This is a genomic window from Mesorhizobium sp. M0437 (assembly GCF_040321335.1).
Taxonomy (GTDB): Bacteria; Pseudomonadota; Alphaproteobacteria; order Rhizobiales; family Rhizobiaceae; genus Mesorhizobium.
Window position 1 is genome coordinate 1 of the sequence record NZ_JAMYRK010000185.1, and the last position, 1829, is coordinate 1829.

1 protein-coding gene and 1 pseudogene are annotated in these 1829 nt (G+C 61.5%); one reads left to right on the top strand and one right to left on the bottom strand.

Annotated features, from left to right (window positions below; genetic code table 11):
- Positions 1-282: 282 nt before the first annotated feature.
- On the bottom strand, positions 283-1350 hold the full coding sequence (locus NKI72_RS34805) for an IS110 family RNA-guided transposase (RefSeq protein WP_352852219.1): 1068 nt from the start codon (positions 1348-1350) through the stop codon (positions 283-285).
- A gap of 233 nt (positions 1351-1583) precedes the next feature.
- On the opposite strand from NKI72_RS34805, the pseudogene NKI72_RS34810 reads away from it, so the two are divergent.
- Positions 1584-1700, top strand: a pseudogene (locus NKI72_RS34810) (integrase core domain-containing protein); the annotation flags it as partial.
- Between the last annotated feature and the right edge of the window lie 129 nt (positions 1701-1829).

Genomic DNA, 1829 nt, shown 5'->3' on the forward strand with positions numbered 1-1829 from the left:
CAATGGCAGCGAGTTCACCTCGAACGCCATCCTCTCCTGGGCGGATCAGAACCGCGTCGAATGGCATTACATTGCGCCCGGCAAGCCGATGCAGACGGATGTTGTAGAATAGCCCGTTCTTCTCATTCGGCGGCTTTTTCCACAGCCTTCTGCCTTTCCGGCCTCGTTCGCCATCGGGAAGTCGCTGCTGCATAGGCAGCTTCCGCCTTCTCGACGCGGGATCGTTCTTCGGTGCGCTTGGCCGGGATGTTGTAGTCGAAGGCGGTGCCGCGTCTGGCATGGCTAGTCGGAAGGCCGGCACGCAGCTCGACCGATCTGAACTTGCGGGCGAGCAAGGCCGGCCGGGCCCAGATGTAGTCGGTATCCTTGCTCAGCATGTGCCAGATGATCATTGCAAGCTTGCGCGCAGTGGCGACGGCCGCGATGTGCTTCCCGCGGCGCGAGGCGATCCGCTTGTGGAAGGCGCGAAGAGGTCCTGGCGATCGCACAGCCGCCCATGCCGCCTCGACCAGCATCCCCCGCGCGGCCCTGCTTCGTGATGCGCCCGTGATAGGCTGGCCCCTCACCGGACTGCCGCACGCTCGGATTGAGGCCAAGATAGGCAACGAGCTTCTGTGGATCGCTGAAGCGCCGTATGTCGCCGATTGCCGCGGCAACGCTCGCAGCCACGGTGACGTCGAGGCCGGGTAACGTCATCAGGCGGCGGATTGTCGGATCCTGAAGGGCATGTACGGCGATATCCGCCTCGACCACCGTCAACGCCTCGTTGATCTGGTTAATCAAGCCGAGGTGGCGCTCGATGGCGGCACGCTCATCCGCAGGCAATATTTGCCTCGTCAGCCATTTGCGCCCGCTGATCCCGACGAGGTTCCCATGCGGACACGGCGGGATCAGGTGGGCGTGGAGGATTGACTGGATCAGGTTCTTCAGCCGCGAACGCTGGCGAACCAGCTGTGTCCGCCTGGTGACCTGTCTTCGGAGGGCAAGGGTCCCCGGATCCGGAACCCAGACCTCCGGCAGAAAGCCCGAGGCGTAGAGCTTCGCAAGGACAGTGGCGTCGATCGTGTCAGTCTTCACCTTCGCGTGCGCGATCATATGCACCTGCTTGGGATTGGCGATCACGATCCGATCGACGTAGGGCGACAGCACTTCAGCGACGGCAGCAGCATTGCCCGTGGCCTCGATCACCACATGATCATCGTGGGTGAGTTCCTTCCTGGCGAACTCCTCGAGCTTGTTGCGCAGCATTGGAACGCGGCCGAGCTTGACGATCTCGCCATCAAGCAACGACACGACCTCGGCGGCTACGCGGTGTATGTCCATGCCGATAATACGCACGGTTCCCTCCATCGTTGGTCACGAACAGGGAGCGAGCGGGCAACACGACAAATACGGATCCGCGCTCGCAGCGCATGCGGGCGAGTCGTAGGGGCGGCCAGATAATGTGCTCGAACTCGCAGTTCATCTGCATACGACGGCCTGCCCGCACTTGCGTGCTCCCGGTGCCCCGTGGCCCGGATGCGCCAAGCTTAACGAACCTGACGTACCGAACAAACGATGGCACCAAGAACATCATGCCGGATAATGGCTTCATCGAGAGCTTCAACGGCCGACTACGCGATGAACTGCTCAACGAAACGCTGTTTACTTCGCTGGCTCAGGCACGCGTCGCCATCGCCCTGTGGCGCGCCGACTACAATCCTGTTTCATAACACCCATCTGTCTATGTCGTTGAGTGAATAGGTTTTGCTGATCTGGATGCGATCCCGTGGGGTATTTTGGGTTTTGCCGCGCGCGATGAACGATGCGCTGTGCCGCAGGTTCGCCAA

Coding starts and splice junctions, on each gene's coding strand:
- NKI72_RS34805 (WP_352852219.1), bottom strand. CDS start 1,350: ATGGAGGGAACCGTGCGTATTATCGGCATGGACATACACCGCGTAGCC.